This window comes from Lactiplantibacillus sp. C232 (assembly GCF_023806725.1).
Classification (GTDB): domain Bacteria; phylum Bacillota; class Bacilli; order Lactobacillales; family Lactobacillaceae; genus Lactiplantibacillus; species Lactiplantibacillus plantarum.
Genome location: NZ_JAMSKZ010000004.1, coordinates 50587 through 76961, shown reverse-complemented (window position 1 = coordinate 76961; position 26375 = coordinate 50587). Strand labels below are relative to the sequence as shown.

23 protein-coding genes and 1 pseudogene are annotated in these 26375 nt (G+C 43.3%); 13 read left to right on the top strand and 11 right to left on the bottom strand.

Features of this window, described 5'->3' with window-relative positions; genetic code table 11:
• The first annotated feature begins 68 nt into the window (after positions 1–68).
• Positions 69–992 carry an alpha/beta hydrolase gene (locus MZO41_RS05545; protein WP_003644698.1) on the top strand — a complete coding sequence of 308 codons (924 nt, stop codon included), beginning with the start codon at positions 69–71 and terminating at the stop codon, positions 990–992.
• Positions 993–1346: 354 nt separating this feature from the next.
• Here MZO41_RS05545 and MZO41_RS05540 read toward each other — a convergent pair whose 3' ends face one another.
• Positions 1347–1628 (bottom strand): bacteriocin immunity family protein, encoded by a 282-nt coding sequence (locus MZO41_RS05540; protein ID WP_003642670.1) that lies wholly within the window; start codon positions 1626–1628, stop codon positions 1347–1349.
• A gap of 187 nt (positions 1629–1815) precedes the next feature.
• On the opposite strand from MZO41_RS05540, the gene MZO41_RS05535 reads away from it, so the two are divergent.
• From MZO41_RS05535 to MZO41_RS05525, 3 genes are read left to right on the top strand one after another with little or no spacing between them, the layout of a single operon-like run.
• A complete protein-coding gene (locus MZO41_RS05535) occupies positions 1816–2205 on the top strand; it encodes a GntR family transcriptional regulator (RefSeq protein WP_003642671.1) in 390 nt (129 codons plus the stop codon).
• On the top strand, positions 2186–2896 hold the full coding sequence (locus tag MZO41_RS05530; protein WP_003642672.1) for an ATP-binding cassette domain-containing protein: 711 nt from the start codon (positions 2186–2188) through the stop codon (positions 2894–2896). Before MZO41_RS05535 ends, MZO41_RS05530 begins: the two co-directional genes overlap by 20 nt.
• Positions 2886–3659 (top strand): ABC transporter permease, encoded by a 774-nt coding sequence (locus tag MZO41_RS05525; RefSeq protein ID WP_003642673.1) that lies wholly within the window; start codon positions 2886–2888, stop codon positions 3657–3659. The genes MZO41_RS05530 and MZO41_RS05525 overlap by 11 nt, the downstream gene beginning before the upstream one ends.
• Positions 3660–3719: 60 nt before the next feature.
• Here the strand turns inward: MZO41_RS05525 and MZO41_RS05520 are convergent, their stop codons facing one another.
• Both MZO41_RS05520 and MZO41_RS05515 read right to left on the bottom strand, forming a co-directional pair.
• Entirely contained in the window at positions 3720–4274 is a 555-nt protein-coding gene (locus MZO41_RS05520) for a cysteine hydrolase family protein (RefSeq protein ID WP_003642674.1), read from the bottom strand.
• Positions 4275–4710: 436 nt separating this feature from the next.
• Complete coding sequence (locus tag MZO41_RS05515; protein ID WP_013355797.1) at positions 4711–6462, bottom strand: 1-deoxy-D-xylulose-5-phosphate synthase; 1752 nt, start codon at positions 6460–6462, stop codon at positions 4711–4713.
• Between the two features lie 97 nt (positions 6463–6559).
• Between MZO41_RS05515 and MZO41_RS05510 the strand changes: the two genes are divergently transcribed.
• Positions 6560–6715 (top strand): hypothetical protein, encoded by a 156-nt coding sequence (locus MZO41_RS05510; protein WP_013355796.1) that lies wholly within the window; start codon positions 6560–6562, stop codon positions 6713–6715.
• 15 nt (positions 6716–6730) lie between these two features.
• On the opposite strand, the gene MZO41_RS05505 is transcribed toward MZO41_RS05510, so the two are convergent.
• Complete coding sequence (locus MZO41_RS05505) at positions 6731–8734, bottom strand: Na+/H+ antiporter (protein ID WP_022638061.1); 2004 nt, start codon at positions 8732–8734, stop codon at positions 6731–6733.
• Positions 8735–8955: 221 nt separating this feature from the next.
• Between MZO41_RS05505 and MZO41_RS05500 the strand changes: the two genes are divergently transcribed.
• Together MZO41_RS05500 and MZO41_RS05495 are read left to right on the top strand one after the other, a co-directional pair.
• Complete coding sequence (locus MZO41_RS05500; protein ID WP_003642679.1) at positions 8956–9975, top strand: Gfo/Idh/MocA family oxidoreductase; 1020 nt, start codon at positions 8956–8958, stop codon at positions 9973–9975.
• Positions 9976–10200: 225 nt separating this feature from the next.
• A complete protein-coding gene (locus MZO41_RS05495; protein ID WP_022638063.1) occupies positions 10201–11178 on the top strand; it encodes a Gfo/Idh/MocA family protein in 978 nt (325 codons plus the stop codon).
• Between the two features lie 129 nt (positions 11179–11307).
• Here MZO41_RS05495 and MZO41_RS05490 read toward each other — a convergent pair whose 3' ends face one another.
• A complete protein-coding gene (locus MZO41_RS05490; protein ID WP_013355792.1) occupies positions 11308–12171 on the bottom strand; it encodes a MurR/RpiR family transcriptional regulator in 864 nt (287 codons plus the stop codon).
• 174 nt (positions 12172–12345) lie between these two features.
• Between MZO41_RS05490 and MZO41_RS05485 the strand changes: the two genes are divergently transcribed.
• Both MZO41_RS05485 and MZO41_RS05480 read left to right on the top strand, forming a co-directional pair.
• On the top strand, positions 12346–13284 hold the full coding sequence (locus MZO41_RS05485) for a LacI family DNA-binding transcriptional regulator (protein ID WP_011101849.1): 939 nt from the start codon (positions 12346–12348) through the stop codon (positions 13282–13284).
• Positions 13285–13299: 15 nt separating this feature from the next.
• On the top strand, positions 13300–14070 hold the full coding sequence (locus MZO41_RS05480) for a Cof-type HAD-IIB family hydrolase (protein WP_011101848.1): 771 nt from the start codon (positions 13300–13302) through the stop codon (positions 14068–14070).
• 247 nt (positions 14071–14317) lie between these two features.
• Here MZO41_RS05480 and MZO41_RS05475 read toward each other — a convergent pair whose 3' ends face one another.
• The 4 genes from MZO41_RS05475 to MZO41_RS05460 all read right to left on the bottom strand — a co-directional run bounded on the left by MZO41_RS05475 (position 14318) and on the right by MZO41_RS05460 (position 20178).
• Positions 14318–15031: a fructose-6-phosphate aldolase gene (locus MZO41_RS05475; RefSeq protein ID WP_011101847.1), complete on the bottom strand. Its 714-nt coding sequence runs from the start codon at positions 15029–15031 to the stop codon at positions 14318–14320.
• A 141-nt stretch (positions 15032–15172) separates the two neighbouring features.
• A complete protein-coding gene (locus MZO41_RS05470; protein WP_011101846.1) occupies positions 15173–16123 on the bottom strand; it encodes a sugar-binding transcriptional regulator in 951 nt (316 codons plus the stop codon).
• 632 nt (positions 16124–16755) lie between these two features.
• Positions 16756–19200, bottom strand: coding sequence for a glycyl radical protein (locus MZO41_RS05465; protein WP_072533890.1), 2445 nt, complete (start codon positions 19198–19200; stop codon positions 16756–16758).
• Between the two features lie 222 nt (positions 19201–19422).
• Positions 19423–20178 carry a DeoR/GlpR family DNA-binding transcription regulator gene (locus tag MZO41_RS05460; protein WP_013355790.1) on the bottom strand — a complete coding sequence of 252 codons (756 nt, stop codon included), beginning with the start codon at positions 20176–20178 and terminating at the stop codon, positions 19423–19425.
• A 136-nt stretch (positions 20179–20314) separates the two neighbouring features.
• Between MZO41_RS05460 and MZO41_RS05455 the strand changes: the two genes are divergently transcribed.
• From MZO41_RS05455 to MZO41_RS05445, 3 genes and pseudogenes are all read left to right on the top strand, one after another.
• Positions 20315–21118 carry a glycyl-radical enzyme activating protein gene (locus MZO41_RS05455; protein ID WP_128650835.1) on the top strand — a complete coding sequence of 268 codons (804 nt, stop codon included), beginning with the start codon at positions 20315–20317 and terminating at the stop codon, positions 21116–21118.
• A 335-nt stretch (positions 21119–21453) separates the two neighbouring features.
• Positions 21454–22416, top strand: a pseudogene (locus MZO41_RS05450) (ROK family protein).
• Between the two features lie 3 nt (positions 22417–22419).
• The gene (locus MZO41_RS05445; protein ID WP_128650836.1) at positions 22420–23268 is read left to right on the top strand and encodes a GRP family sugar transporter; all 849 of its coding nucleotides are present in this window, start codon (positions 22420–22422) and stop codon (positions 23266–23268) included.
• A gap of 327 nt (positions 23269–23595) precedes the next feature.
• Here MZO41_RS05445 and MZO41_RS05440 read toward each other — a convergent pair whose 3' ends face one another.
• Both MZO41_RS05440 and MZO41_RS05435 read right to left on the bottom strand, forming a co-directional pair.
• Positions 23596–24492 (bottom strand): ribonuclease H family protein, encoded by an 897-nt coding sequence (locus tag MZO41_RS05440; RefSeq protein ID WP_013355788.1) that lies wholly within the window; start codon positions 24490–24492, stop codon positions 23596–23598.
• Positions 24493–24639: 147 nt separating this feature from the next.
• Positions 24640–25596, bottom strand: coding sequence for a nucleoside hydrolase (locus tag MZO41_RS05435; RefSeq protein ID WP_003644692.1), 957 nt, complete (start codon positions 25594–25596; stop codon positions 24640–24642).
• A gap of 199 nt (positions 25597–25795) precedes the next feature.
• Between MZO41_RS05435 and MZO41_RS05430 the strand changes: the two genes are divergently transcribed.
• On the top strand, positions 25796–26356 hold the full coding sequence (locus MZO41_RS05430; protein WP_011101839.1) for a nitroreductase family protein: 561 nt from the start codon (positions 25796–25798) through the stop codon (positions 26354–26356).
• The last annotated feature ends 19 nt before the right edge of the window (positions 26357–26375 follow it).

Here is a 26375-nt window from a genome sequence, read left to right as displayed (position 1 = left end):
TATTATGAAGTAGTGGCGAAATTTTCCCGCTCAAAACAGATTTTTGTCTCATCAAGGAGTGAATTTTAATGAAGAAATGGTGGATCACACTGGGGGTACTCGTTGTTCTGGTAGCGGGAGCTGTGATTGGTGCTGGCAGTTATTTTTACCACGTGGCAATTGCCCGTGGTGATAAGTCATTTGTTACGCAGAGTACAAAGCTATCGAAAAAAAGTTCGGTTTATCACCAAAAGTATTGGTATTTACATGCGCGTAAGCAAACTTGGACTATTGAGTCATCGGATCATTTACGGTTGGTTGCTTGGTATATTCCAGTTAAAAATTCTAAGAGGACTGTTGTTTTGGCACACGGATTTGCTGGGAATAAGGGTTTGATGGGTGCGTGGGCGGGGATGTATCATGAACTCGGCTACAACGTGCTGGTTCCTGATTCCCGAGCAAGTGGTGCGAGCCAGGGAAAAGCGGTCGGCTACGGCTGGCTGGAGCGCCGCGACGACTTGCAGTGGGCCAAAACCGTCGTACATAAAACGGCCACAACTCAAATCGTGATGAGCGGTATCAGTATGGGTGCAGCCGGGATGACGATGGCCAGTGGTGAACGGCAGTTGCCACAGATCAAAGCGTACGTCGTCGATAGTCCGTTTACGAGTGCTGATGCGATTATTAGTTATCAAGCGGGGCAACTCTATCATTTACCCGCGTTTCCGTTAGTCAACGTAACCAGTCTCATTACTAAATTACGTGCTGGTTATAGCTTCAAAGAGGCGGATGCAATCGCTCAGATTCGTAAAAACCACTTGCCTATCATGATTATCAGCGGCACCCGGGATGATTTTGTCCCGACTAGCATGGGCAAGACGCTGTACCGCAATGCTCACCAACCCAAGTCTTTATGGTTGGTGAAGGGAGCCGGCCACACCACGGCCATTACTCAGAATTACCAACGTTACAAGCGTCACGTCGCTGCATTCTTGGAACAATACGTGCAGTAATGTTAGCTTGCTTGAATTAGCACTGATTTGTCATGAATCGTGATATTAAGAGGCCGTTTGTTTGATTCCTGTTCGTCAGCAATAATCGTCCGATTCCGACCTCTGGGGCTGGGTGACAATTGCTGGAACGTAAGCCGACGTCGATTTGAGCCCGTGCCCAACCCGCCACGTTCCGGCAATTAGCAGAAATGCCTGGAAGTCGGCGTAGGACGAACTAACTAAGCAAGGTTACGCTAACTCGCACTTTTTCCAGTGGTCCATAGCTGGCTGCTTTTGTCCTTGAAAGTTAGCATCCTAATATCACAAAAGCTCCCAAATCGATTCGATCTGGGAGCTTTTGTGATATTAAGATAATTATGCCCGGTATGGGACCTGGCAAGGTACATCGACGCCATCTTTGAGTGTGATCAGGTATAACTGGTCAAGCACGGCGGGGCCTTGTGAATGACGAGCCCCCCAAGTAGTTAGCAACTGGTTTAGGCGGCTAGCGACTTGATGGTGGTCCGCAACACAGTCTAAGTCTTGTGCGGCCTTAGCTAAGGCTTGTTGTAATTCGGGAATTGCGCGTACTTCGGGGTCACTATAAGCGACATCGATGGCGCGAATTAGCGCAATGGCGTTTTCGTTTTTTAACATGCTACCATCCCTCTCCTGTGATGTGGCGAACTTAGTCCACGTCCTAATTTAAGTATAGCGCTCCTAAATTGAGATTCAAGTTACAAATGTAACCGCTATCAAAAGTAACGGTAGGTCATTATTGTACTTTTGGTATCAGCTGTGTTATATTGTAATAGAAAAATAGAACACTAAGGAGGCCGTTAAATTGAAATTTGATGACAAGGTTCCGATTTATTATCAAATCAAACAGTATATTTATCATAAAATGATTGACGGAACGTTACCACCAGGGGCAAAGTTGCCCGCAGTCCGGCAGCTTGCGTTGGACTTGACGGTTAATGTTAATACAGTTCAGCGGGCACTCAGTGAGATGATTACGGAAGGCACTCTGACGTCCCAACGAGGTAAGGGGAATTTCGTAACGGAAGATCAGGCGCATATTATGCAATTGAGGACTACACTGGTGAACGAGCAATTAGCATTAGCGTACGACCAATTGCACGCACTAAATTTAAGTGACGCCGAAATCGTGGCGAGTCTGCAACAATACATTGCCCAACGAGAGGAGCACAATCATGACAGCATTGACGATTAAGGATTTACGTTATAAACATAATCAACGAATGATTTTACAAAATGTTCAATTAACCCTGGCGCCCAGCAAGATTGTCGGTTTATTAGGTGAAAACGGGGCGGGTAAAACGACCTTGATGCGACTAATTACGGGTAGTGCCAAGGGTCAGGGCAGTATTGTGATCAATGGCGCGACAACTGCCGTAGCCCGTAAGCAGCAGGTAAGTTTCACGGATCATTTGACTGGTTTTAGTGCCGGTATGAAATTACAACAAATCGCGCAATTTTATCAACTTGTTTATCCTGATTTTGACGCCAAACGCTATCAAGAGCTAGTTGACTTTCTGGAACTCAACCAACAACAAAAATTGGGTGAGTTGTCTAAGGGGACCCGCGAGAAATTAATCATTGCGCTGACCCTGAGTCGCAAAGTGGCTTTGTACTTATTAGATGAACCGTTTAGTGGGATCGACAGTATGAGCCGCAAAAAAATTATTAACAGTATTATCAAGTGGACGCCTGCCGAAGCGACATTATTGATTAGTGATCATTATGTCACTGAAATCGCGCCGATTCTTGATGAAATCGTGGTCGTTAAGGACCAAACAATTGTTGTTCATCAGGGTGCAGATGAGATTCGCGACGAACATGGCATGGAACTTGAAGATTATTATGAGAGCTTATATATGGGAGGTGTGACGGATGACAAGTAGTTGGTCACTATTTAAGGCCCTCAGTTGGCCACGCTTTAAGCAAATGAGTTTATTGATTGGTATCGAAGCTTTGGCGGTGATTGTCACTAGTTTGTGGACTGCCATCAAAGGAAACTTCACAGCTGCCACATTATTCTATAATTTATGTGCTTGGATGGCGTTACCTTTAATCGTTGGGTTTATCTTATTGGCAGTTTCAAATGAAAAATTCTTCCGGGCGGGGACGTTCTGGTTATTGCCAATTAGCGATTGGCGACGCTATACGATTAATTTAGTCGTTTCGTTGGTTGATATTGTTTATGTTTGGTTGGTCCAAGTGATTTTATTCTGCTTAACTCTGTGGATTGGTTGGAATGAACTGATGGGAGGCTTAACATCAGCGTCGCTGTTCTTTAGCCAGTTTGATGCGGGTAGTGCCGTGCAGTTCGCACTCGGAACGTTGCTAGTCTTAGTTCTTGTGACGATTCTGATTTGGAGCACGATAACGCTTTGCCATTTTGTTACGAATGCGACCAAGGGCTTTTTACCACGATTTCGGCAACGGTTCGTCAATGTGATTATCACGGTGGTGGTCATTTACGTAGCTTTCCGCTTAGCTAATTTGTTGATTAGCATGGTCAGCTTTCTCTCCAGTCAGCTAGTCAACCAGGGACAAATCGATTCTTTATGGGTCGGTAGTCTCGTCATGTTGGCAGTTATCTTAGTTGAAGGTGTGTTAAATACCTTGATGTTGCAAAAATGGGTTGAGCCAACCTTGAATTAATTTAGTAATCCTAAAAAATCACTCATTCGTATTGAATGAGTGATTTTTATTGCGCATTTTTTAAACGATGGTTGCACCTAAGCTGTTTTTGAAGTGACGCAACGCCCATTCGTGACCAGCGGCGTCAAAACTAGCAACGGCATCCTGATGAATGACGAGTTGGTAACCCAAATTATAGGCGTCAACAGCCGTGTGAAGGACACAAATGTCGGTACAAACACCGACTAAGTGCAGGGTGTCAACATGGCGTTCTCGCAGACGTAAATCCAAGTCAGTACCCGCAAATGAACTGTAACGCGTCTTGTCGAATGCCCAAACATTATCGGCGGCTTGATGATCAGCGTACCAATCTTTGAGTGGCCCATAGAGTTCACGACCCCAGGTACCCCGAACATTATGAGGTGGAAACAACTTGCTTTCGGGATGGTAAGGATCATGCGGGGTATGGACATCGGTTGGCAGTAAGACCCAGTCGCTTGCCGTAGCCATTTGGTTGGCGAGTTTGACGATCGTTGGTGCGAGCGCTTGGCCGGGTTGCCCACAAGTGAGTGCCCCGCCGTCAGCCACAAAATCATTCGTATAATCAATAATCAGTAAGGCTTGGTGACTTGCCATAATAAAGGCCTCCAATATTAGGTTTGAGATTGGTTTTACTGTAAACAACTCTGATGGGACTGTCAATTGTTTAACTAGCGTTGGATTGACTAAATAATTATATTAATGAGATTTGGAGCTATAAGGACAGCAGCTTGCTGAAAGTCTTTTCTGAACAATAAAATATTAATAATATTTTGTGGCCGACCAAGGCGCCAGGTATCGGGCGTTAATATAAATAATTGCGAATGGCGACTTATTAGCCGGCGTTCTGTTTGCTAATTGCTGATTTTTGCCCCAAATTGGCACAGTAGCCGCCGTCCTGTTTTCCCAATCGTTAAACTGAGATTGGGTTATTGTCAGTTAAATATAAAAAGTCTAGCCAGCGTGTTGAGTTCGACAACATACTGGCTAGACTTTTGGTGGGTAAACGAAAGTTGAGTCGCTGGCCTGATGATTATTCTGCTAGTTGATCAGTAATTGCCGTGACAATTTGGTCAGGGGTCAGCTTAAATTCATGCCGCAGTTCATTAGTTGTTTCACGGTCATTAAAGCGTTTGGCAGCACCAAAGTTCAGAACGTGCATAGCGCTGTTGCCATAGTAGCGACTGACTTTTTCACCAAAACCACCGCTGAGACTGGCTTCCTCAACCGTGACAACTAACTGATGGTCGGCCTTTAAGTTGGCCAAAGTCGTCGTATCGGGGTCAGAAATGTCCCGGGGATCAATGAGCGTCGCGTCAATGTGTTGCTCAGCTAATTGTTGTTGCACGGCTGTTGCTAAAGGCAGGAGACTGCCTACACCGAGTAAAGCAACTTGCTGACCAGCGTGTAATGTGTGCATCTTAGTTGCGTCAAAATCAGGCGCTAGAGGTACTGACTGGACGTCATTACTTGGTACCCGGATGGCAACCGGACCGTTATTTTGATGGAGAGCCCAGTGCATCATGGCTTGAAGTTCTTCCTTGGTCGTTGGCGCTAAGTAAGTTAAGTTAGGAATATTACTGAGCATGGCAACGTCAAAGATACCTTGATGAGTTGGATCGCCTGCGTTAATGCGGCCACCGGCAACCATGATCGTAACGGGCAATTTATTGATGCCAAGATCATGGGATAGTTGATCATAGGCCCGTTGCAAGAAGGTACCAGAATGGAAGACGATTGGCCGTAAGCCTTGTTGGGCCTGTCCGGCAGCAAATGTAATCGATTCTTGTTCGGCAATGCCGACGTCAAAGTACCGGTCTGGATATTGGCGAGCAAAGCGTTTGAGGTCATAAGTTCCTGGAACAGCCGCCGTAATTGCCGTGATAGGCGTCTTGGCTGCTAACTCATCGGCTAACGTGGCATGAATGACATCCGTATACGTTTCCTTGGTGTTGGGATGCAACGTCTGACCGGTCGCTAGGTCAAACGGCACGTGCCAGTGGAAAGCTTCTTTATTAGTGATCGCGGGTTGATAGCCGTGACCCTTTTCGGTATGGACGTGCAACACGATTGGGTGGTCAACATCCTTAATTTCCTTAAAAGTCGTTAGCATGGTCTCAAGGTCGTTACCATCATCAACGTAGCGATAATCGAGGCCAAAATCTTTGAACAAGTTATGGGAACTTGTGCCGTTAGTTTCGCGGAGTTCACGGAGATTTTGGTAAATGCCACCATGGTCTTCTGCAATTGCCATGCCATTATCGTTAACCAGAATAATGAGGTTAGACTTTAAGGTGGCCGCGATGTTTAGACCTTCCAATGCTAAACCACCGGATAATGAGCCGTCACCAATCACTGCCATGACATTGCCTGTTTTGCCCTCAAGGTCACGAGCAACAGCCATGCCAGTTGCCAAGGCAATCGAGGTTGAAGTATGACCAATATTGAAATAGTCGTGGGGGCTTTCTTCTGGGGCAGTGTAGCCGCTGACATCATTATAATGAGCGGGGTCAAGCCAAGCTTGCTTTCGGCCCGTTAGAATCTTGTGTGTGTAGGATTGGTGTGAAACATCCCATACAACCTTATCAACTGGTGAATTAAAAATGGTGTGAAAGGCAATGGTTAATTCGACTACGCCCAAGTTAGGGCCAACGTGACCACCAGTTTGACTAACTTTATTGAGTAGGACGTGACGTAACTCGCTTGCGAGTTGTGTTAATTCCGGCAAGGATAATTGTTTCAGATCGGCCGGCTGATCAATGCGTGCTAAAATCGGTGTTTCCATTATCTATCGCTCACTTTCTCATTCATGAATACTTTTATAGATTAGCACCTTAGAGCCACTCTAAGACAAGTGTTTTGTTTCAAAAATATCATAAAAAATGACGCCGACAAGTTGTCAGGCGTCATTAGGTTACCATGGTCACAAGATTGGGGGGCTTGTTGAGACGTTCAGTTGGCAGTTCGACCAATGGTACAACGTTAGTGTAACGGACCCGATGCCAAATAGTGGTGTGGACAGTTGGTCACGTTATTGACATTACTAAACGAATTTAGTCGGTATTGATCGATTGCAAGTAAACTAACTGATCAGTTGAAATTTGTTCATAGAGTTGGTTACCAAGTTCTGAGCTGAATGTTTTATTGGCTAATTGGGTCTGAATGAAGTTATATTCCAACTGGAATGCTTCAATTAGAAGCTCATTTTGAGTTTCCTGGAAATCCCGTTCACCAGATAGGCGGCGATGACGTTCATCATAGGCGCGGCGAACAATCCCGATAGCTTGCTGATTGTCAGCAGTAATCGTGTCGGCTAAATAAGCTAACACGGCCTCATACGGCTTTTGTTCGATCTGTCGCATTTGTTGCCACATTTGCCGATTACGAGTCATGAGCTCAGTTCGACTCTGACCACCACGGGGCCGGTATTGTCGGAACATTTTACGTCGGGCACGAGCTTTTTTGCTGAGCGACCATTTGCTGAGTGTAAACCGGAAAAATAATTTCAAGCGTTCGAAGAAAGTTTGTTGATTCTGCAGACGCGTCTGACTAGCGACGCGCATGTACTTTTCGGCGGCATGGGGCGTGATTTCATTGTTGGCAACCATTTCATCAATAGTGGTTTGTTCAACTTTGAAAGTGGCGTCGAACAAGCTCGCCAGTTGCGAGCGCTTAGGACGACCATCTAGTACTCGTTGGCCGGACAGAATCGCAATCACTTTACTAGTGCCAGCATTATTACCATGGCGTGCTTGCATGAGATCAATAGCGTGAGTTACCATGTCAGCTTTGGCGGTTGCCAATTCATCTTCAGTGACCTTAACAACTTGTTTTGGCAACGTCAACGGTAACAAAAGTGTTGGCACCAGCAGACTAGTTAGAATGACCACTGCGGCAACGAAAATAATATCGTTGCGATAAGGAAAAGCACTGCCATTGAGTGTTAGTGGTAATGAAAAGGCCATCGCCAGCGTAATCGTGCCGTGAACGCCGCTCAGACCCATCACGAATGCATTACGGGTCTTTTCATGATTATCCCACGCGCGAATACGGGCTAAGTCGAAGCGCGTCCAGAGAAAACGGGCGAACGTCATGATTAGGTAGAGCAAGATTCCCAGACCGACTAATACCGCGACTGAACTAGTATCACGTTGCTGTAAGTGGTTGATGACACTTGGCAACGACACACCTAATAACACAAAGACAATACCGTTCAAAATACTAGCCACGATTGACCAAGTCGTTGTCATCACGATTTGTAGCCGGGAAGTGGTCAACCGTAATTGATCGGACTGGACACCATGAATGAGACCGGTGGCAACAACAGCCAAGATACCGGAAACGCCTAATGATTCAGCTAAGAAATAGACGACAAACGGTGTCAGTAATGTGTAGGGGACGATCACAGAAGGTGTATCGACCCGCATGCGAATCAGCATGATCCTGACAGCAACAATGATATAACCGATGATTAGGCCGACGAAGATTCCACCGGCAAAAACATATAAAAAGTTAGTGACTCCGTGCCAGACCGAAAACTTACCAGTGACGATCGCAGCAATCGCTAAGTTAAAGGCCACGATTCCGGAAGCGTCATTGAACAGTGATTCATTTTCAAGGGTCGTCATGACCTCACCTGGAATCGCAACTTTAGTCGTAATCGATGAGACCGCGACGGCATCGGTTGGCGTAATAATAGCGCCAAGGGCAAAAGCAAGTGCCAGCGAAAACTCGGGAATCAGTAAGTGAGTGACCGTACCAACAATTAGGATGGTCACGATGGCTAACACTACCGAAAGCGAAAGGGTCGTGCCAAACTGGTGACTGAGCTTGCGAATGTTGGTGTTTTGGCCATCGTTAAACATTAAAATCGAAATAATGACGAATAGGAAAATTTCAGGTTCCAATTCAAAATTTCGATACAATGGAATCAGAGACAAGATTAACCCAGCCCCAATTTGTAAAAAGGCGACTGGAATTTGATTGAAACGTGCGTAGACGGCGTTAGCAACGACGACAGCCGCGACGAGTAATAAGACTAAGAAAACGGTTTGCAAACCAAATTTCCTCCTAGATTTTGTAAAGTAGTTTAATTTTAACGCAATCATATGAATAAAAGTATTATCTGCAATGATTAATTTGGGGCTGGACCTAATGTTTAAAAACAGACCGATTAGAAGTTAATTATTGAACGTTTTGACCTAAGGTATGTCATTAGCTTGGCGTGACGTTCTAAGTCAGTATAATGAAATTATCAACTTAACTGGAGGACATCGCGATGTTAACAATTGCTTATATCGGCAACGGTAAGAGTGCTAACCGCTATCACTTACCATTTGCACTGAAACTCAAAGATCAAATTAAGGTGAAGACCATCTATTCACGTTCAGGACGTCAGAATTGGCAACCAATTGCGGACGTGCATTACACGACTACGTTAGCAGATATTTATGAGGACCCTGATATTCAGCTCGTAGTTGTTTCAACACCTAGTCATACGCACTATTCGGTAGCTAAGGATGTCTTGAACCATGGTAAGAATGTCTTGGTGGAAAAACCATTTACGGAAACATCAGCGGAAGCCCGCGAACTTTTTGAATTGGCTAAGCAAAAGCATTTGTTTATTCAGTGTTACCAGAATCGGCGCTTTGATTCGGACTATTTGACGACACAAAAGGTCATTGAAAGCGGCGTCCTCGGTGACTTGCTGGAAGTCGAAATGCACTTTGATTATTTCCGTCCAGAGGTTCCAACCAATGTTGACCATTTTTCATTAGATACGAGTTATTTATATGGTCATGCTTGCCATACTTTAGACCAAGTGATTGCATACTTCGGGGAGCCGGATGACGTGCACTATGATGTTCGGCAACTATTGGGAAGTGACCGGATGAATGATTATTTTGATATCGACCTGTATTACGGTGCCTTGAAAGTCTCTGTAAAATCTAGCTATTTCCGCATTAAATCACGGCCGAGCTTCGTGGTTTATGGCAAAAAGGGCATGTTCGTAAAGGCGACTAAGGATCGTCAGGAATACGATCTGAAACATTTTTACATGCCGAATCACGCTGACTTTGGCATTGATCAACCTGAAAACTATGGCACGTTAACTTATATCGACGATGCGGGTCAGTATCACGAAGAGGCAGTCGTTTCGGAAGTTGGTGACTACAGTCGGGTTTACGCCGGCGTTTACGACAGCATCATCAATGGACAACCCAAGTTAGTCAAAGATGAGGAAACGTTGTTGCAAGTGAAAATGTTAGAAACTGGTATTCAACAATGCCGACATTAGCGCTTCTTGCGTGTTGCACTAGCCCAGCTATTGGTACGTGTCAGCTTTAGATTGTTGTTCGGCTACCGGTGTGCGTCCTAGGAGGTTGGTGCCAATTGTTGGCGGTCGGCGCAAGCCGACGCTGGCTAAGCATGTTTACGCAAACTTGAGCTTTTTTCAGTGGGCCTTAGCTGGTTGCATTTGGCCGGTATTAATTCGTTAATATAAATTATGAGGAGGATTATGATGCGATTAGGAATTTTAGGAACAGGCAAGATTGTTCAGGACTTCTTGCCAATAGTGAAGAGCATTCCCGCGATTGAATTGGTGGGATTGCTGTCAACGCCGCGGAGTGTGGCGCGAGCACGCGAGCTGCAAGCCACGTATCGTATTGGAACGGTCTACACAGATTATGCAGCTTTGCTAGCCGATACGACAATTGATACAGTGTACGTCGCTTTGCCGAATTCGTTACATTATGACTATGCGAAGCGGGCATTGCAAGCGGGGAAGAACGTCATTTGTGAGAAGCCGTTTACGTTAGTGGCATCTCAGTTAACGGAACTAATCGAATTGGCAGGTCGCCAAGACTTAGTGTTAATCGAAGCAATTACGAATCAGTATTTGGAAAACTATCAGGCAATCAAACGTGATTTGACCAAGTTGGGCGACTTGAAAATTATCGAATGCAACTATTCGCAGTATTCATCACGTTATGATCAGTTTAAAGCCGGAACGATCTTACCAGCTTTTAATCCTAAGCTTGGTGGGGGCGCCCTGATGGACTTGAATATTTATAATATTCATTTTGTGGTTGGCTTGTTAGGCGCACCAACGCACGTGCAGTATTTAGCTAATGTTGAACGAAATATTGATACATCAGGCATCTTAGTGTTGACCTATCCGAATGTTAAAGTCGTTTGTATCGGTGCCAAGGATTCGACTTCACCGGTACGTTCCACGATTCAGGGGACGACTGGTTCGATCATTGTCAACGGTCCTACTAATACGGTCGAAAGTATCACTGAAATTGCACATGATGGAACGACAACTGATTTAGCGCTTAATCAAGCTGAGCATCGGATGTATGCTGAGTTTGTGGCGTTTGAACGTCTTATTGCTAATCACGATATGGTAACCGTTAAGCGGCAATTAGATCATTCCCAAGCGGTCATGGAAGTTGTTGACCAAGCGTTAGCGAGCGCGGGATTGCAATTGGGCTAATTTCCACAGCTAATTATCAAATTATTATAGATTCGTATTAATGTGATTGAAAAGGCCGACTTCTCATAAAATTAAGAAGGCGGCCTTTTTAAAAGCGGCTATTCAATTGTAGAATCACAATTCGTCACGCTATTTTGTCTGTAGTGTCCCATCTTGAATCAACAGTTGAGTTGTTTTCAAGTGGGCTAAGTTTGTTTGGAAGTTATTTGCATACATGATTGCAAAGAGTGTGTCCAAGACGTAGTCAAATGAGACTTGTGAGGCAAACGTTCCTAGTTTGGCGTTATTCCGTTCGTTTTGTGTGATGACTAATTGATAGGTGGCGAATTGTTGTAGCGGTGAATCGACATTTCCAGTTAAGACGATGACAGGAATATGATGTGCTTGACAGTATTTGGTAAATCGCTGATGAACATCAGTGTTACCAGCGTATGAAATGAACATGGCACAATCTTGTGGTGTCAGGCTGGCAATATTCCAGGCCTCATCTGCATACATTTCGGCAATTTGGGCAAATCGGTTAATTTTAACGAGCTTATTTTGAAAACTGCGAGCCCGTAGCTGAGAGTCACCTTGGGAAAAGAGCATAATATGTCGTGCATTGTTTAGCAAATAAGCAGACTTTGTTAGCACTTCAGGTCTCAATTGATGTTGAGCATTGGCAATGGCATTGGTTTTTAGATCTGCCATTTTTTTGATGATTTCAGTGACTGCGTCTTTATCAGTGAATGGAAAGTTAGCATCAACGTTTGTTGTGGCCTGGGTGTTAATGACAATTTCAGTTGTTAGTGCTCGCTGAAAATCACGAAACCCATGAAACCCTAGCTTTTGCGCTAACCGAATTATGGCAGAATGCGAAGTATAAGTTTTAGCAGCCAATTCTTTAATTAAGATATTAGGCATTGCATCTTGGTGACTCAAAATATAAGTTGCAATGCGTGTTTCGGTAGTGGTAAAGTCAGAACGATGGCTTAATTGTTCAATAAGTTGCATACAATCCCTCCAATATTAACATTGTACGATAAATGATGGGATTGTGCGAAATTCTTAACAATCACCGGGATGTTTGATTGACCTGGTACCGGTTTCACAGGCTACACTAGCGAAGTGTTAAATATTGGCCGGCAATCAATTAAGAATCAAAAAAATAAGACGAAGGTGGAATTAATGACCAATATCCATGACATTGCTCGATTATCGGGATACTCAGTTTCGACCGTCTCGCGTGTGATTAATCATCAAAAGTACGTTGCAGATGATAAGCGGAAAAAGATTGAAGCCCTGATTAAAGAATTGGACTATGTTCCTAATCGGTTAGCACGAGATTTGAGTAAGGGACAAACTAAGACGATTGGGATCGTCTTACCATATGCGAACCATCCCTATTTTGCCCGAATTGTTGATGGGATTGTTAGTGCCGGTTTTGCAAAGGGTTACAAAGTCACATTGTTGCCGACTAATTATGATATGACAGTGGAACGACATTACCTTGAACAGCTTAAGAGCAAGGCTTATGATGCGTTAATATTTACATCGCGTAGTAACTCGTTGGAGGCGTTGGAGCGCTATCAGAAGTATGGTCGAATTGTCTGTTGTGAAGATCCAGGAACGAGTAGTCACTTGGCTGCAGCTTATACCGACCGTTTAGCATCATATATAAGTGCCTTGATGTGGGCCAAGCAACAAGGCTGTCAAAATGTAGGGGTGGTTATTAGTCGGGATAATTTGATCAGTGCCAGTTCTCGGGTGACCCGAATGGCCTATCAAGAAACGTATGGAAAATTACCAGCAGCTAATCTGTTTACTGGTGCGGTCACTTTCGAAGACGGTTATCGTGCGGGGCGCTACTTTGCAAAGCTGAAGCCATCTGTTGATGCCATTTTAGCGAATGGCGACGATATTGGTGCTGGTATTCAGGACTATTATCGGGTACACCAGTTAACACCGGTAAAAATTATTGGACAAGAAAATCTACTTTCCAGTCGACTTATGCAGTTTTCAACAATTGACCATCACTTGGAAGCATTAGGAAAAGCTGCCTTTGAGTTGTCGATTAGTCATGGTCAGAAACACCAATTAATAAAATCAGAATTTATTGAAAGATAGGTCGGAGGAACAGTTATGGTAGCAAAGTTAGCAGTTTTTGATATTGACGATACATTATTAGCAAGTAACAAGACGTTTTTAAAAAGTACGTTGACGAGTATTAAGAAGTTAAAGCAACAACAAATTAATGTTGCAATTGCCACTGGGCGTAATCTGGCGATGGCTAAGGCAGTCATTCATAAGCTTGACCTGAATGATTTTGTGCTTTGCAATGGCTCCGCCGCATTTGCCAACCATCAACAGGTTCATGAACATACGCTCTCGCGTGATAACATGGCAACATTAGTTGCCGCTGCGGATGCGAATAATATTGATATTATTTTTGAGTCGTTAGATGGGTTGCATGCGCACACGCATCTGAATGAACAAACCCGACGAGTACTACACACTTTTCGGGCACCGACTGTTGAATATGCACCAAATTATTATTTGGATAATGATATTTATCAAGCAATGATGTTTTATCCGCACCAGCAGGACGCTAATTTACCGCATGCAGATGAATTCTCATTTGTTCGCTTTGATGTTAACGGTGTCGATATTATTCCCAAAGTGGGTTCAAAGGCGCAGGGTGTCGCCAAGCTGGCCGCATCGTTGAAAGTTGCTCCTGAAAATGTTGTTGCATTTGGAGATAATCAAAATGATCGTGAAATGTTGCAGAGTGCCGGTATTGGTATCGCAATGGGAAATGCTGCACCTGAAATTAAAGCTCAAGCTGATATGACGACGACTGATTGTGATCACGATGGGATTGAAAATGGTCTAAAATCAATCGGTTGGATTTAAAGATGGTAGCAACAGGGGCATATTAGTTGAGTGTGAATTATGATTAAATTGAGCAGTTGAATAACTATGAATGAGCTCATACTTAATTGTTAATCAATGTAGAAAACTAGCGGGGGACGTGTCCTGATTGACTAACTGCGACCCACTAATTGGCACATTGTTTTCATATTTTCCGTGCTACTAATCTGTCATGAGATAAATAACGTCACAATGGTGTACTAATCATCATTGTGACGTTATTTTTAATTTAATTTGTCATGGTAGTCAAGTTCTGTTTTTTAGCAAGTGAGCTGATGGTGCTTCCCTGACCGTAAAGTGATTCCCAGTCAGTTGTAAAATCATTAATGGCAGCACTGATAGCCGGTGCCGAAAGAGCCGTTTTTAGAATGTCAGCACTCATCGTTGCAGCTTGGGCACCCATTTCAAAGGCTGAGTTGACCTGCTGTACGGTGTGGAAGCTGGCTGCTAAGATTTTAGTGTTACTGTTTTCGCGTAAAATCTGGGTCGAAAGCTCGCCGATAACTTCATCGGCATTAATATTCATATTAACCATCCGGTTGTAATAAGGTGCGAGATAATCGGCACCTGCCGTCATAGCTAGATAACCTTGAAACTTCGTATAAATTGCGGTTGCGGTAACATTAATACCAGCAGCTTTCAATTGTTTGATGGCTGCTAATCCAGCTTCATTTGTCGGAATCTTAATATAAACATTTTCATCAACATTTTTAAGAATCGTATATGCATCTTGTAACATTGCATCTGTGGTTTGACCAACGGCTTGAATGTGGAGTGTTGCTTGGTCACCAATGATTTGTCGAACAGCCCGCATATGCTTGAAAAAGTCAATGCGACCTTCCTTCTTAACGATCGAAGGATTAGACGTTACGCCGCTAAGTGGTATGATATCCACGTATTTTTTAATATCTTCAATGTGTACAGTATCTAATAAGAATTCCATGATAGTCACCCCTGTTTTTATTTACAACTATATGATAACCGGTTATGGAAGCGATACCAATAATCTGCAGAGTAATAATCGCTAGAATCCCGTTATAACAGGGATGAGCATCTTTTTATGATTGGAAAATGCACAAATGTGCTAATCGTCCAAATCCAGCACTCTTTGTGCAGTCTCGGCATCCGTAACTAGTGTGTTTAGGACCCCCATTTTTAAGAGCGCTAAGATGGCGGGGGCTTTGGTTAGTGAACGAGCAATTCCGATTGAATTAGGGACGTGTGCTAATTGTGGTAGCGGAATCGCGATTGTGCGATCAAGCAGGTCACCAGTCAGAATTTTGCCATGCTTATCAAAAAAGGTACAACAACAATCACCAATTGCTTGTCGTTCCTTTAAAAGTTCACGGTCAGTATCGGTTAACAGATCGCGCCAACGGCTACTGGTATTGGAGAGTGGCCCCCCAATACCGAGTAGTGCAATATCTAGGTGGTTCCAACAATCACGAATTTGGCGGAAGTAATTGGATGTCAAGATACCATCGCGAATGTATTTGGATTCTTGAACTGCAGCAGCATCTACAAATAAACTGTGACCACCAAAGGTACGTGCTGCATCGTAGACGATACCATTAACGTGGTATGCTGCATTCGATGGGCTAGGACCACCGACTAGTGGTACAAAAGTAGCATCAGTTTGAATAGGGTGCTGCAATTGTCCAATCATACCACTGAGAATTGACCCCCAAGCAAAACCGACAATGTTATTTGGTTTGATGATTTGTTTGAGGTAGAGCGCAGCTTCTGTTGATAGTAGCTGTTCTTTACGCTGATGATTAGCGTGTGGCTCGCCAGCGATGACAACAGCTTTCTTCAAGTGGTAGCGTTGCTTGAGTTGTTCTTCTAAGGCAAATAAATCAGAATTAAAATCATTGATTTTAATCTCGACAATGCCTAATTGACGAGCTTGTTTTAACATGCGGCTAATGGTAGTGCGATAAATGTTTAGCTCTTTCGCAATCTGGGCTTGAGTATGGTCACGCTCATAATATAGATAAGCGACCTTGGCCAGTAATTGTCGGCGATTATGACTCATTTGGAAGACTTCTTTCTAAGAGTGACGAACAAATCCAATAATTATACTTAATACGTATTCTGCTAGTTAAACCTGTCATGGACTATGATTAAATCGGGTTGTTGCTTAAGTTCCAGCACGGCCAGCTTAGTCGATCTGGAAAAGGTCTGATTAGGCGTAAATTCGTTTCGTTAGTATGTTAGACGCCGTTTACACAGGATTCTTAACAAACGTTGAAACGCGGTTGACGTCGATTTGAGTGCACGCGGTCCAATCACTGCAACTGCGAATAAATTGGCTAATGAACGGTAATGACGAACATATTCTATGGGCCACTTGAATGGCAGGTAACCGACTACAGTGAGTGTTAATCGGTTTTGATTGATTGCCTAATTGATTATTGGTTGCACAGATGACTGCTACAAGGCCATACTGTTAGTATGACATACAATGATGTGGCGTGACAAAACAAATTAAATCACTACTAAATAATAAGCTAACGTCATAAAAACCGATTTTTCCAGAAGCTGAGTTCTAGAAAAGTCGGTTTTTGACTTCTTAATTGTTGCTCCAAGCGAAACCAGCTGAGAGTGGATTGGTAGGGGCCTTAAGACAATACTTTTCAAATTACTTGGACTAGCAAACTATATAGATTATAGAGACTGCTCCGTCCGTTCGATAATATCATCTTGGGTTTCTTTGGATAGGCCCACGAAGAAGGCGGAATATCCAGCAACCCGAACAATCAAGTCACGGTGCTTGTCAGGATGGTTCTGTGCATCAATCAAGGTATCCCGTGAAACAATGTTGTATTGGACATGGTAACCATGAAGTCGGTTGAAGAAGGTCCGTAGTAGTGCAACCAATTTCATGCAGCTTTCATCACTCCGTAGAATTTGTGGTGACATCTTTTGGTTCAGTAATACGCCACCAGTGATGTCCTTAGTGGATAACTTGGAAACTGATTTGAACACAGCAGTTGGGCCATCAGTATCCATTGCATGTTCTGGTGAGCAACCTTCGGCTAATGGTGTCCGAGCGTGCCGACCATCTGGTGTAGCCAAAGTGCTGTGCCCTTGACCAACGTTGGCCGAAATAGAAGAGGTTCCTGCGTAACGCAAGCCACCAATAGGGCCGCGACCGTAGCGCGTGTTTTTGTACTTGGCAATTTCATCAATATATGGTTTATAAGCTTCAACAATCAAATCATCAACATAATCATCATCGTTACCATACTTTGGGGCATCATTAATGAGCATCTGCCGAATCTTTTCACCGTCTTCATCCGCAAAATCAGTGGTAAGTGCGTGCCAAAGTTGGGTTGTTGTCAACTTCTTTTCTTCAAAGACAAGTTTCTTGATTGCAGCTAGGGAGTCCGCTAGGTTAGCAATACCAACTTGTAATCCACTGATAAAGTCGTATACCGCGCCACCTTCTTTAATGGTCTTACCACGACCGATACAATCGTCGGTTAAAACGGAGCAGAGAATATCAGGATAATTTTGTTCCAAAGCCAAATCACAACTATTTTCGATAATCACACTTTGTCGTGTCATTTCACGGAGCGCTTTGTCCCAAGCAGTCATAAGTTGATCAAAAGAAGTCATATCAGTGAACTTACCATAATCGGGTAATAACCGTTTGCCAGATTCAGGATCAATGCCACCATTCATAATGAGTAAGAGAACGCGTGGGAAGTTAATGAAGCTCATCCCGGTGCAACGATAGCCCCATTTTCCAGGGATCGCTGTTTCGACACAACCGATGGCACTGTAATTATAGGCGTCTTCTTTCTTGACGCCACGACGAATAAACGACGGAATAATAATTTCGTCGTTATTAAACGCAGGCATACCTAAGCCTTGTTTAATAACTTCGACACATTCACGCATAAACTTATCGCTTAAGCCATGGTGATAACGGACCGTTAAGTTGGGTTGTGGTAAATGTGCTTGCGCAATTGCTCGTAAAATCAGATAGGACGTCGGATTAACGGCATCTTTACCATCTGGTGTTTGACCACCAATCGTAATGTTTTGGTAGAGGGGACTCCCTGCAGAAAATTCAGTATGTTGCCATGAGCGTACTTTATTAATCGTTAACGTCTTAAGACATAAGTTTGTGAGTAATTCGGTTGCACCGTTGGCGTCAATAGCACCAGTTTTTAAATCGTGCTCATAGAATGGAGCTAGGTACTGATCTAGACGACCATATGAGACAGAATGACCGTTGGATTCGATTTGTAAGGTCAGATGAACTAACCAGACAGCTTGAATCGCTTCATAAAATGAATTTGCAGGTTCGTAAGGAACCTTGTTTAGAATTTGGGCGATTTTTTCAAGTTGTGCTTTGCGAGTTGCGGATGTCGTGTTTTGAGCTTGCTTGGACGCTAATTGGGCGTAACGTTTAGCAAAATTGTGAATGGCATCGATTACAATTAGGCCCGCTTTATAGAAATAGTATTGTTTTTGCCGGTTAAAATCAGTAAGGTCAAGATTAGCAAGTGCTGTCTTAATGCGGTCTTCATACCATTTAAGTCCCTTATTAACAACGTTTTTATAGTCGACCGCAATGTGACCATCACCAGAAGTGATATTACCATCGGCTCCAATAATACCTAAATCATAAAAAATACGACTTGCTTCTGGAAAACTAGCGTAGCCGCGGTCTTCCAAGGTATTATGTTTCCAGAAAGGCGCAATCGCACGAAGTTCTTCCTTAGATTTCTCCGTAATATAGAAAACGTCACCAGGACGCTTCTCAAATGTATCTAATTCATCAATGACCCAATTCATAGAATACTCAGGGAATACTGGTGCCCAACGATTTTGGCGTGCTTGGTTACCAACAATTAAAGTATCATCTTCAATGAAGATACTCATTTTATCAAGAACGTGTTCAAGCATTTTAGCCCGTAATATATCGACTTGTTCGTCTTGGTGTTGTCGATAAGTTTCGGTTGTGAGAATCGCCCGTTCTGGATCGACATAAGGTTTTGCATCAATGATGCTATCGCGTAAGCGATCCATCATTGGCGTCAATTTACCGAAGTGGTTAATAGTTGTCGTTGTTTTAGTTAAAGTTTCAGACATGATCATTCTTCCTTTCTATCGTTAGAAACCAAAATGACTTTCTTACGTAATAATCATAGCATCTTTTGATTAGAAATATCATCAAAATAATGAATAATTATGAAATGCACATTTGTGCAAAAATCAATGAATTAAGGAAGTGCGTATCGAAAAACCCTCATCGAAGTCGATGGGGGTAGCAGCAATAAGTTTGCGGTTTGAGTCGCTTCGGTCATTGCGACAATTTGCTTAATGAGTCGCAACAGTCTGGACTTTGATTTGTTGAAAATTGAGTACGCGATGAGCCTCTTTTGAAAGCTGGTTGTCGGTAATCACTGTATCAACTTGCTGGAATGGCAATTGGTGAACAGTACTGGTTAATTCAAATTTACTTGAATCTGTTAAGATATAAGTCTTGTCGGCGTTATCAGCCATGGCATGGACCGTATCAGTGCGCATAATATCATTACCATAAAAGCCGTAGTTACGATCGAAACCGTCAATACCTAAAAAAAGCTTTTCGGTGTGAAAGTTAGCTAGCATCGTTTTTGTTAGTGGTCCAACTGCCACTTGGGCATCGGATTGGTATTGTCCGCCTAAAGTGTAGACTGTAATATTGTCGTAGTTACGTACGTAATTAGCGATGAAAAATGAAATTGTAATAATTGTCACGTGTTTCCCACTTTTTCCTAGTTCTTCGGCTAAAAGTGCACAAGTTGATCCTGATTCGATCATGATGGTCTCATTATCTTGAACTAGAGTTGCGGCGGCTTCCGCAATTTTATGTTTAATGTCGTAATTTTGAGCAAGTCGAAAGTTCAGATTGTTTGGATTATTAATAATTGCAAAACCATGTTGCCGTTGCAATAGACCACGATTTTCTAATTCAGTAAGGTCCTTACGGATAGTCACTTTTGAGACCTCAAGTAAGCTTGCTAACTCATTCACTTCGACTTTTTTTCGTTGATTGACGATTTCTAATAATTGTTCATTGCGTTGATTCATAGATTTTCACTTCCTTGCTTTAATGATTATAACATTTTATTTGATTGAGAATTACTTTCGTTTGAAACTAAAATCATTTACGTTTAATGTGATTGGTGTTATTCTGAAGGCAACATTAAGTAAAGGAGTAGTCATAATGCCAACGATCACAACTAAGACGCCCGTAAAAGGACTAATATTTAACATTCAAAAATTTAGTATCAATGATGGACCAGGTATTCGAACAGTAGTTTTCTTTAAAGGGTGCCCGTTACGCTGCAAGTGGTGTTCTAATCCAGAATCACAATCAGGTGAGCAAGAATCAATGTATGATGAACAGACCGCCAAGCAAACCATCGTCGGTGATTATATGACGGTTGATGATATTATGAAAGTTATTCTACAAGATAAAGACTTCTATGAAGAGTCTGGCGGTGGGGTAACCTTCTCTGGTGGTGAAGTTCTTTTTCAAGCTTCCTTTGCGATTGAGCTTGCTAAGGCAGTTAAAGCAGCTGGCATTAATTTAGCCTGTGAGACAACTGGTTACGCACGGCCTAAGGTTTTTAATGAATTCATGTCTTATATGGACTTCATGTATTATGACTGTAAACAATGGGACCCAGCCCAACATCGAATCGGAACGGGTGCCGATAACGGGGTAATTTTACGTAACTTAGCAACTGCAGTGCAAGCTTATCAAAAGATGATGGTTCGGATTCCGGTTATTCCAGGTTTTAATTATACATTGAATGACGCGGATCATTTTGGACAACTATTTAATCAGATTGGCGTAACCGAAGTTGAATTATTGCCATTTCACCAGTTTGGGTTGAAAAAGTATCAAGATTTGGGCCGAAAATATGCGCTAGTTAATGTTAAACAGTTACAAGCGGATGACTTAATTGATTATGCTGAACATATTCGTGCACATGGTGTTAAAGTACGGGTGAATGGGTGGTAAGTGCCACTGATTTTCCACTGTGATTTTTGGGTGCGATGTAATTTTGACAACGACTTCTAAATTGAAGTCGTTTTTTTGTTGAGATTCTTAAACAAATATGACTGCACTAAAGTTTTCTTTTTTTATATAACGCACAAAAGTGCTAAAAGGGTCATTTTATAAGTCAATTAGTGGTGATAGGTATGAAAGCATAATGAGTTGAGCTAGTGCGTTTTTGGTCGTAATAACAATTAATAATCAGATTTAACAGTGTGTTCAACCGCTTCGGAAAACGTTTACATATTTGTTTGATACCAGTAAGGTATGGTGTAAATAAAGAAAAGGGTGACGATTGAATGTCAGAAGAACCACGATACTTAGCAGTAGATGTTGGCGGGACAAATTTAAAATATGCCTTAATTAATCGCAGTGGTCAAATGATTAAAAAGAGTCGAATGGAAACGCCACACGAGGGATTAACACAGTTTTTGGAAGCAATTGAAAAGATTAGTGACAAGTTGAAGGGCCAATTAAACGGGGTGGCTTTTAGTACACCTGGACGTGTAGACACGACAACGGATACGATCTATTGTCGCAATTCTACCCTGCCATATTTGAATGAAGTCTGTTTACCACGAAAGTTGCAAAAATTGGGACTGCCAATATCAGTTGAAAATGATGGTAAATCCGCGGCGCTTGCGGAATCATGGTTAGGAAATCTGAATGATGTCAAAAATGGGATGGCAATTGTACTTGGAACATGTGTTGGCGGTGGAATCATGTTGGATGGGCATTTGTGGGCTGGTAGTCGACGGTTAGCTGGGGAAGTCAGCTTGATGCCTGCTGACTAGACCAATCTGGCTGATGATGGGTTGTTTGGAAAGACTGGTTCAGCGGTACGAATGATTGAAGCTGTTAATACGGTAATTGGCGCGTCTTGTTTAACAGATGGGCACTGTGCTTTTGCGGCAATCAATGCTGGTCAAGCACAAGCGACACAAATTTTTCGACAGTATGCTCGTGAAGTCGCAGCGTTAATTCTTAATGTTCAGACAGTCTTAGACTTGGATCGATACGTTATTGGTGGTGGTATTTCATTTCAACCCATTCTGATTGATGAAATCAATCGGCAATACGATTGGATTTTAGAACGACGACCATGGGTGAAAAGTACCATTGCTCGACCCGAAATTTTGAGTAGTCGTTTTCACAATGATGCAAATCTTTATGGTGCCTTGTATCGATTATTCAATAAATTAGATGCCAAGCATGATGTTCCGATTGATCTTGATAATTTGTTAGTCAATGCGGGGAGATGAAAAATGATTTTTTTGATTGCGATTATTCCAGCACTGTGTTGGGGCATCAACCCCTTATTAGTCGGTAAAATTAATGGTCATTCTGAAAATGAAATGTTTGGTATGGGTATCGGTGATGGACTTATAGCCCTTATTTTCTGGTTGTTCTCCCAACCTACTGTAACGATATCGGGAGTCACATTTGGGTTGGCAATGATTTCGGGTGCTGCGTGGGCCATCGGACAATTAGGCCAGTATATCAGTTATTGCTTACTTGGTGTATCTAAGACAATGCCGATTTCAACGGCGCTTCAATTGGTTGGAACTTCGTTGATCGGTGTCTTGATGTTTGGCGAGTGGGGAAGCAGTAACCAAAAAATATTAGGACTATTAGCCATTATGTTGATTGTTGCCGGTTCAGCATTGTCAGCGGGAACCTCAGATGGTCGGAAGAAAGGATTTAGTTGTTATTTGCCACTTTTGATGACCACCATTGGTTATTGGATTTATAGTTGTATTCCTAAGCTGGTTAAAGTTGACGCATTACAACTTTTTTTACCTCAGATGTTGGGAATATTGATAGTTGCGGTCGGGTGGGCAATATATCATCAGCCAACTGTCTATCGGGATAAGCAAAGCTGGCAAAACACGCTTCCGGGTATTTTATATGGTATTGCTGCTTTCATGTACATCTTATCAGCTCGGTCAATTGGGGTGACCAATGCCTATATTATTGGTCAACTTAGTGTGGTGATTTCAACACTTAGTGAGCTGTTCTTTTTACATGAGCGTACGGGTCAACAAAGTATTGTGAGCGTCGCGACTGGTTTATTGTTCATATTTATGGGCTGCGTTACGACAGCATTAATTTAATTGATGAAGCACCACCTTCGAGTTGAGCCATCGAATTCAAGCCAACAATAGTAAAAAAGCTAGTTTCGCAATAAAAGATGGCGAAACTAGCTTTTGAGTTATGTGTTACCAGTTATTGAGTCGTGGACAGTGATAGAACATACATGTTGCCTAGTTGTTTACCTGATACAGCTCATTATTAGGATAATGCGTCATTTAAACGAGCACGTTTCATTGAATTTCTGATTGACAGCAGAGACGTGCTCTAATCTAATTGCGAGACTGAGTACTAGATTGGTTAACTTTTTGAGTGTACTTCGGTATCATCTTGAGTTCGCGTGCAGCACATTAGTTATCGCGTAGCATCTTCTTGATCGCCGCTACTGAACGGGCGACTTGTTCGGGATCAACTGGCTTTTTTTCAGCTGGTGTCGAGCGTACAGTGGCCGATTGATTAGACTTAGTTGGTGTTGGGTTCGACATAGTCGGCTGTGGCACACTAGTTTTAGCTGGCTGTGGACTAATTTTAGCACCAGTCGAGGCTTGGGCCGGCTGACCAGCGTGCATTTGATCCATAGTTTGATTCAACAAATGATCGACAAAGACATTGCCCTGATTGGTAGCGTGGCCCTTAGTCCAGCGGTAATTAAGTGCAGTGAATGCTGGAAGCAACCGGTCGACTTCACGCCATAACTCAGCGTTAACTAACGGACCATTGCTGCGTTTCCAGCCGCGTCGTTTCCAACCAGCCAGCCAGCCCTTAGTGACTGCGTTGAGGACATACTGTGAATCAAGTACGAACAGAATCCCAGTCTTAGTTTGGCCAAGCTGTTGCAATTGTTCAAGAGCTCGTAAGAAGGCCATGATTTCCATGCGATTATTGGTGGCACCCCATTCGCCGGCAGAGTCAGTGACGAGTTGGTCGGGCATTTCAATCCGATAAGCCCAGGCAGCCTTATCATCTTGGTGCACGTGCTGACCGGCAACGTTTCCGGTATTTCGCGAACCGCCATCAGTATAAACAGTAATGGCTGCGTTGACCGGCGCTTGATTAGATACTGATTTTGAGTGAGCTGGTCGGGTTGGACTGGCCTTACCAGCCATAAAATCCTGAGCGTCTTTCTCGCTTGTGAAGCTCTTGTACTGTGCTTGTGGATAACCGCTAACTTGCTTTTGAGTTTCGGGCCAGGTGCGGTAAATACCAGGTTGGCGTCCCTTACGAACAGCGTAATATTTTTGTGCCATGGCGATACCTACTTTCTGAATGGTGATACTGCTAATTTAACATAAATTGCCGGGGAAAAATGAAAAATTAGCAGACTTGTAAATAAATAATAACAACCGGATCACGGAAGCGAACTTCTGTGATCCGGTTGCCATGATGAAATATAACTAATGGGCTTTAAATAATGTCGTCAGGTAATTCATGAATGTCTTCAAATAACGATCCTTGTCGACCGTTAACGCAACCGTGACGTTAGTTGGGTCATTGAGTCGCGCAGGGTCACCAATTGTCCGGCCATAATCTTCACCACTAGCCTGGACGTACATATTCAGGTCTAACGTGGTGACAAAACTTGGATCGAGTGAAACGCCGACTGCCAGTGGATCGTGTAAGGCACAACCGTGTAAGTCAGGACTCGTAATATCGTAAGCCGCAATGTAATAGTCAACAATGTCAGCAAATTTTTCGCCCGCAGTTGTCTTTAAGTCCCGCCATTGTTGTGTTTCAGTCTTGGTTAATAATGTCCGTAACGTTACGTCGAGTCCGACCATCGTAAGAGGCATCGTACTGGTGAAGACGGCGTTGGCCGCTTCGGCATCTTGATTAATATTGGCTTCAGCGTAGTGACTGACATTACCTGGAACAGTCAGTGCACCACCCATTAAGGTCACATTACCAATGGTGCTGGCAATGTCTGGTGCTTTTTCGAGTGCTTCGGCCAAGTTGGTTAAGGGACCGGTTGGCACTAGGGTCAGATCGGCGCCATATTGGTGAACGGCATCAATTAAGAAGTCGACACCGGACTGCTTTTCCACGGCGCGTTTCGGTTCAGGAAGGTTCACGTCGCCGATACCGTTCATGCCATGAATCTGCTGTGAAATCGGCATAACGTCAAAGTGTTCCGTCGTACTGGAGTGGGGTTCACCTAGAAAGACGGGTACGTCAGTGGCACCTAGTAGTTCTAGAATTTGTAAACTGTTAATCGCCGCCTGATCCACTAGGCAGTTCCCATAAGAACTGATAATCCCAATTAAATCAACGTCGGGTGCACCGACTGCGTAGGCAATGGCCATTGCGTCGTCAATCCCGGTGTCTAAGTCTAAAATCATTTTACGTTTTGCCATGTAAAACATCCTCCCTGATTAGGTCTGAAGCGCTATAAAGCTATGTTTTAATTGTAAACGTTTCAGCTGATGCTGACAACGGCTAGCGGCGAATTAAATTAACATTGAACAGAAAAATGTTCGGAAATATTTCACGACCACGCTTACTGGCGAAATGTTGAAGGCTGTTTTATACTGACAATTAAGGAAGGTGAAGCTGATGACAACGAATAGTCCATTAGAAGCAATCATGAATGCACGCCATTCGGTTCGGCAATATGACGGCCAAACTAAAATTGGGCGTGAAGAAATGGCCGCGATGTTACAGACCGCATTTTTGGCACCAACCGCATTGAATCAACAACCGATTCGGGCGTTGGTGATTGAGGATGCAGCCTTGCGACAACGGTTGTGTGCCGCGACTGGTAATACCAGTCAGTTAACTACGGCCAGTGCCGTCGTCTTATTTGTGCTGGATCGTGAAAATCAACACCAAGCGCCAGCGTTTCAGGCCAGTCAGGGGCAACAATTTGATACTGGTGACGAGACCATTGGCGCCCTAGATGCTGGCCTGATTGCGATGCAATTTATGTTAGTGGCTAAAGATCATGGCTTTGATACGAATCCGATGACCGGGTTTGATGCTGCCGGATTCACGTCTATTTTGGAACTTGACGCCCAGCGGTATCGGCCACTATTGCTCGTTTCAATTGGCAAAGCGGCCGTTGCTGGCAAGCCAGCAGATCATCAGCCGCTAGCGACATTAGTTGATTATCGATAATATTGAGGGGAAGCTAGAA